Origin of the sequence: Chryseobacterium sp. (assembly GCF_041914225.1) — a bacterium.
Taxonomy (GTDB): domain Bacteria; phylum Bacteroidota; class Bacteroidia; order Flavobacteriales; family Weeksellaceae; genus Chryseobacterium.
In genome coordinates this window covers 1-7277 of the sequence record NZ_JAYSDT010000085.1, presented here as the reverse complement: position 1 = coordinate 7277, position 7277 = coordinate 1, and the positions used below count along the sequence as shown (strand labels likewise).

The following is a 7277-nucleotide window of genomic DNA, read 5'->3' as shown; positions in this document are numbered from 1 at the left end:
GAGCATAAAAAAAAGATTGTTTTGAACCTACATTTGCTACATTACCTACATAGCTGAAATATAATACGCTGATTTTCAGATTGCTTTTTGAAAATCATGTAGGAGATGTAGGAAATGTAGCAGAAAAAACAAAAAATATTTTTACGAAATGAAAATCGAATATTTGTATATACTTGAGATAGGAAGTAAAAAATTTCCTTGTCCTGAGTGTGGGAAAAGAAGCTTTGTGAGGTATATAAATACAGAGACCAGAGAATATTTGCATAAAGATTATGGACGTTGTGACCGTGAGAGTAAATGTGCTTACCATCTTAACCCTTATCTGGACGGATATGCAGCAATGATACAGGAAGATAAGCAACGAGCTGCCGGAGTTACTACAGTAAATTCTGTAAAACAGAAATATATTTACTCAAGGCAAAGACATTTGAATTCCTTCAAAGCTCATCCAGGGACAAAGACTGTTTACTTTGATTTTGAAACGTTTAAGGCGACATTAAAGCCTGAAGGCTATGAGCAAAATGTTTTTATTCAAAATCTTTTATATCAGATAAAATTTCCCTTTGAAGCAGATAAGATTACAAAAGTCATAGAGCTGTACAGACTGGGAACCATTACAGAAGGATACAGAGTGGGAGCCGTTACCTTTCCTTTTATTGATCTGGAAGGAAATATCAGGACAGTACAGGTCAAAGAGTTTGATACAGGCAATCATACCACAGGTACAGATTTTCTGCATTCTATACTGGAAAAGGGTTGTATCAGAAATAAAGAACCTTTGCCAGACTGGTTAAAAGCCTATGCCAATAATGAAAAAAAAGTATCATGTTTATTTGGAGAGCATCTTTTGAAAAAATTTCCGTTTCATCCGGTTGCACTGGTAGAAGCTCCCAAAACGGCAGTATATGGATCACTGTACTTTGGATTCCCGGAAGAGAATTCCCAGAACCTCATCTGGCTGGCTGTCTACAATAAAAGCAGTTTTTCTTTTGATAAGCTGAAGGTATTACAGGGAAGAGAGGTATATGTATTTCCTGACGTGTCAAAAGATGGGAATACTTTTAGTGAATGGGAAACTAAGGCCAGAAAGATAGAAAGAGAATCGCCAAGCACCTCTTTTATATTTTCAGACTTGTTGGAAAAACTCGCCACAGAGGAAGATAAAAATAAAGGCTATGATCTTGCAGATTATTTAATACAAAAGGATTGGCGGTTGTTTAAAAAACAGACCCTACGAATCAAAACAGAATCTCATCCAGAGTCTGAGTGTGAAAGTCAATCTGAAAAGATCATAACCATAACAAAAAATCAAAACGATGAAACACAAACTATAAAAACGGATGAAGCTTCCAACCCAACTGTAAAAGCTAAGTTACTGATAGAAAGTCATAAAAAACCTGATGAGAAGAAATTTAGGAAATATTCTGAAATATGGGATAAAGAGATTCAGGCACTTGAAAATTTCTTTACTGAGGCAGAAACCCCAGATCACCCCATCCAATTTAATACGTACAGCAATATTTCAGATGTTCGGAAATTTATTAAAAGTCATCTTTCAGTGGTAAGGGCTAATAATGGAAACCCTATATTTTCACCTTACCTCAGCAGATTACAGCAGCTCAAAGACAGAATATTATCGTCAAATTAATAGGAATAAGAAAAGTGATGAACCAAAAGCCATTATGAACTTCATCATTGCAAAAATATTTGTTTGTTTCCTGCGACATATCCGACACATCCGACATGAATTTTATTTAAGTATTTAAAAATCAATCAATTTTTTAAAAAACAATTAACAAAAAAAATAATCAATTATGAATACCAGCAGAAAATCCACTACAAAAAATAATAAAGGTTTACAAAAGTTTACAGAATCAGAAAAGAAAATTCAGAATATCTTTACTTTAGAAAAAGTTACTCCAAAAGATATTGAAGATTTTACTCCTGAGGAAATGGACCAATTTAATGAAGCATTAGGGAAGAAAATGAACGGGCTTCAGGGTGTTCCTTACGGTGAATTTTATGATCAGTTTGAAGAAGTTTTACTGACTGGAACTAAAAACCAACTATGGGAATTTAACCACCAGACCATTATGTGGGCTATTTCAACATTAACAAAAGAAACAGGCAGTTTTCCACCCGTCAATCTGATTTCAGTAAAAACAGGATTTAGCAGGACAACGATCTATAAACATATCAATACTTTTAAAGAGCACCGCTCATACAAAGGACAAAAGCAGGCTGTAGAGCTTATGGCAGACAAAATCCTTTGGCAGATGTATTCACTGGCTGATAATGGAGACGTAAAAGCAGCAAGACTCTTTTTGGAAGTAGCCGGAAAATTAGGGAAGTCTGGCAGCCCTCAACCTGTGAAAAATCAAAACAATTATATTCAGATCAATAATACCACCCTTAATCAGCAGGTATTGCAACAGCTCTCTACAGAACAGCTCAATACTATTGAGGGGATTTTAAAAACAATCGAAGTAAAAGAAGCTGATTAGATTATTCTTCTACTGGCAAAGCTGGCAAGATTTTGGGAGGTTATAAAAGAAAAGTTTTGAATTACAGAATTTGTAGTATATTTATCCAGTAAAATAATTGTTTTTCACTGTATTTTTTTTACGAAAGCCCTCTGCATGTTGTAGGATTTTTTTTAGTAAAAAAATTATCATAAATTTGTGCACAGACCTCTAAACTGTATGTGAAAGTTTTATAAGAAATTTTAAATACTAATCTATTACAACGTAAATCGAAATTCTCTTTGCGAAATTACCTTATCATACATTTGGAAATACATCTAAAAATATTATAAAATGTAAAAAGAAGACTATGAACTCAAAAAAAATTTTAAATTCATTATTTATCTTTACTGGAACTATTATTTTCGCACAAGTTGGTGTAAATAATATCAATCCGAAAGCAACTTTGGATGTTACAGCTAAGACGACTGATGGAAGTAAACCAGAGGGGATTATTGCACCAAGACTTACAGGAGATCAGATTCAGGCAGCAGATGGCCAATATGGTATAGATCAAAAAGGAACTTTGATTTTTGCAATCTCTTCGGTAACAAGCACAACTCCTAAAACAGTTCATATTACAGGTCCAGGTTATTACTATTTTGACGGTAATGTTTGGCAAAAATTTATCGAAAGTACTTCTACCAATTGGTATATAGCGGGTACTACTAATGATGCAGCTGGATCTAAGACATCTGCTATCGCAAGAACCGGACAGGTGGTAATAGGCAATAATGTCTCACCTGATGCTTCAGCTATTCTTGATATGTCTTTAGTGTCTGGTAAAGGAATATTAGTTCCTCAGGTATCTCTGGTTTCTGGTACTGACCAAGTTACAATACTTAATCCTAAAACCGGATTATTAGTATACAATACTGGTTCAGCAGGACTTCAATATCAAGGATATGTTTACTGGAATGGTATACAATGGAGAACTTTTGATAATTCCTCCACTTCTGTTGGTACTTTAAGTGGCTTGAACTGTAACTCGGCATCACTTACCCCAAGCACATATACTGCAGGAACCCTTTATAACGGCACATTAACCGTTCCTTATGTGGGGGGGGACGGAGGATCTTATACTGCGCAGACCTTAGGACCTGTTAATGGCCTTACAGCATCTATTTCAGCTGGAAACTTTGCCACAGGTTCAGGAACTTTGAATTATAATATAGTAGGAATGCCTACTGTATCCAGTCCGAATGTTACTACATTCAATTTAAATATTGGCGGACAATCCTGTTCAGCAACCGTTGGAAATAGTGTTGTAATAAAAAACTTGGAGTTTGCTAAGAACACTACTTCTCCTATTAATAGTAATACACCAACTAATTCAGTTACTACTTTAGGCAATATTTCTATCAGAATGAATGCTACAAATGCGAATGCGAATGGGAATCTTTTTGATCTGAGATTGAATGGTTTCTCTGACCATATTACTGTTTGGAGAGAGGTTGCAGGTGGTGGTGGTACAAATTATGACAATTGGTCAAGATATAATTCTGTTGTTTCAAATACATGGCAAACATTAAATTCGGGTGTTACAATTTCTAACAACGACTCTTTAAGATTCTTGATATCCCTTTTAAATAAGAGAGAGATCTATAGAGTAAATATCGTTATGAATTCAGATATTGCACTTACACCATCAACATTAAGCGGCGTAACTATCTTTATTGAAAAACTTGATTAAAAATTATCAATTGAACTTAAAACTGACATATTTGCTAATCCATGGCATCATTATAAAAAAGAATAATTTTTTCCTTACTTAATTCCTCTTTGTGTGGGAGACTTTTTTATAATACAAGTGCAAATATTGATTGAGAATAAAGCTTTTATCAGCCAATCATTGATAAGGTTTTGAATTCTTCATCTCTCTTTTTTGAATTTATTTTTGATATAAACTAAATTTTATTACATTTATGCAAGGAAATAGCTTTCATGACTAGATCCATAATTAGTGCAATGCCTCCCATTATGTGGGAGGTATTTTTTTGATCATATGGATGTCTAAATTAATTTCACATCAATATAGAAAACGAAACGCAGAAATTATAGATTATTGGCAGGATTGATCAATACGAAAATTAAAACATTGGTAGAGTGCTTAGTAAACTTCTGTGAATTTCAAATTGTCCGAGTTTTCTTACTCCCCCCCCCAATAAGCATAATTGGTAAAATCATGCAGGCTAACAACCTGAAATTGACATGAGAATTTTAATACTTCTCAATTTAAGCAGGAAAAAACGGAGGAAAAGCAGAAATATTAAAAAATTCATGTCGACTTTACGACAGTACAACGACATATGTTTATTCTGGACAGTTTAAAAAAGCTATGAAAATGGATGTATTTTCTGATAGGGGGGGCTTCTCTGATATTAAAAACAAAAAACAGGGATCAAACCCCTATTAACAAAAAGAAGTTAGTAGAAACGATATCTTAAATTAGCGTCTGAAAATTACCATTTATTACTGTTTTAATACCATTTTAAAGCTAAAAATGGGAATAGAATTACTTTTAATGACCAGATAACTATTATTCTCTGACAAAAACCGAAGATTTGCTTATCTTTGAAGCAAACTTATTTATTTTTCAACTAACTTTATTATTTCGAAGTTGTTTAAAGTAAAAAAGAAAGAATGATATTTTACTATAAAAGTTGTATCATTCTTTCAAAAAAAGTATTGAGCAATAAAGATAGATTAAAAAAGAGCTGTGTAGCTATTTATCATTAGGAGAAAAGAAAAATAATGCAAAAGTATCCCTGTTGCAAGTAGTAGAAGCTATCTTATATCGCTTAAAAACAGGATGCCAGTGGCGAGAACTACCGTGTAAACAGTTTTTTGAAGTAGAATATAGTTGGAATAGTGTTTATCAGCATTTTCGTCGTTGGTGTAAAGATGGTAGTTGGGACAATGTTAAAAAAGGACTCTTTGCCAAGTATAAGAATAGATTAGATATGAGCTGTATTCAGTTGGATGGTTCCCATACTCCTGTTAAGAGAGGCGGTGAATCCTTTGGATACCAAGGCAGAAAAAAATGTAAAACCACAAATATGCTTTTTGTATGTGATAATCAGGGAATACCGATTGCGTGTAGCCAACCTATAGCAGGGAATCATCATGACACCTTTGAACTGGAAAAGCTTATGGGGGAAATCATTGAGGATATTAAAAGTTCAAATATTAGGGCTGATGGACTTTTTCTAAATGCTGATGCTGGATTTGACACCGATAAGTTCAGGAATTACTGTTTCAGTAATGAAGTATTTGCTAATATTGACTTTAATCCCAGAAATGGAAAAGTATCTGAAAGAGAGTATATTTTTGATGACACTTTATATAAAAGAAGATTTGTAATTGAACGTACAAATGCATGGATAGACGCTTTTAAGGCATTATTGGTAAGGTTCGACACCAAAGATTTACATTGGAGGTGCTGGCACTTAATTGCTTTTTGTGATATACTAATCAGGAAACTTTAAACAACTTCTTCATTATTACCGGAGACTTAATTGATCTTCGGTAATTTTTTTGTTCCAAAGTTCCTTAATAATCTAGGTTTATGATCAATCATAAAAACAGCCTAAAATTAATACCTCAGCCGAGTTTATCCCTATCGCTTCGCACGTACAGGAAACAATGATAAAATATTATAAATTCATATTCCCCTATCTAATGCACGCATACGCGAGTAATCAATAAGAAGTATTTTATATTCTGCACACTATATTTCGCTCCATTCTGGAACTTTTGCTCGTTTCCAGGTAATTTCCTATCAACAAATATCTTTACGGAGTTTCTTTATGTCTCTATGTGCGTGAGAGATTTAATAATGTCGATATTGTTTTACGGTCCCTCACAGATAGTTGAAAAAATATTTATATCTTAGTTGCAGATTTTAACGGAAAAAATATAAAGCATAGCTTTATTCTTGTAAGAGAAAACTGGTAATTTTTAAACACACAGGAATGAGCAATGTTTACGCTTGGCGTGAACTTGTTTATTTGTGTGTAGGTATACCAGTACCGCTCTTACGATAGACTTGGCTTCACGCCTTTTCTATTGTGTCAAGTTCTGCTTCTATAATTTCATTCTGTTTTTGTTGATTTTTTCTCATAATAATGCTTCTGAATAAGTGTCCAACTTTTTGGGGGCAGTGCAGGTTTGTCGCCGTGTCGTGATAGCTTTGCATTAGAAATAAAACATTTAAAAACAACAGATTATGAAAACACATGAGTTATCGGGCTAAATTCGGATTTTCCGTAAAAACCCTGATATTAAAAACCGTGATTTCACGGATTACAGATTTCTTATACAATGTGTAAGTTCGTCTTTATAAAAACAATAACAAATGAGAGAAAAGAGATTACGTTTTTCAGCTTAATTTCTTGTATGCACAGTATAATGAATTCCTGTATTTCTTTTTGTGTAGGGCTTTAAAGCCTTAAGGTCTTCTGAGACTATCTGTACAGTTCTGCTTTTTTAAAACAGACTCCATTACCATTTCTAAAAACAAACATTATGAAAATGTACTATCTATCAGGATAACAATATCTTGTCACGCAAAATGTCGTTCAATACAGTATTAATTCTCATTTATTGGGATCACTACAATCTAATTTCAATTTTAAAGAAAAAAAACAATGAAAAAACTTTATTTAAGTGCAGTCATTTTATGCACTATGCTCACGATACTCAGTGCTCAGCAAACCGAAGTCTACTTCAAGTATGACGAGGCAGGCAATCAAA

At 33.5% G+C, this 7277-nt stretch carries 4 protein-coding genes; all 4 read left to right on the top strand.

The genetic code is table 11. From position 1 onward, the window contains the following. Window positions 1–148 precede the first annotated feature (148 nt). The 4 genes from ACE3RB_RS19440 (at window position 149) to ACE3RB_RS19425 (ending at window position 6010) form a co-directional block, all read left to right on the top strand. Window positions 149–1648 (top strand): DUF6371 domain-containing protein, encoded by a 1500-nt coding sequence (locus ACE3RB_RS19440; protein WP_374465724.1) that lies wholly within the window; start codon window positions 149–151, stop codon window positions 1646–1648. A gap of 166 nt (window positions 1649–1814) precedes the next feature. Beyond that, window positions 1815–2504, top strand: coding sequence for a hypothetical protein (locus tag ACE3RB_RS19435; protein WP_374465723.1), 690 nt, complete (start codon window positions 1815–1817; stop codon window positions 2502–2504). Window positions 2505–2832: 328 nt separating this feature from the next. Continuing rightward, window positions 2833–4215 carry a hypothetical protein gene (locus ACE3RB_RS19430; RefSeq protein WP_374465722.1) on the top strand — a complete coding sequence of 461 codons (1383 nt, stop codon included), beginning with the start codon at window positions 2833–2835 and terminating at the stop codon, window positions 4213–4215. A gap of 1012 nt (window positions 4216–5227) precedes the next feature. Next, window positions 5228–6010 (top strand): IS5 family transposase, encoded by a 783-nt coding sequence (locus ACE3RB_RS19425; RefSeq protein WP_374465725.1) that lies wholly within the window; start codon window positions 5228–5230, stop codon window positions 6008–6010. The last annotated feature ends 1267 nt before the right edge of the window (window positions 6011–7277 follow it).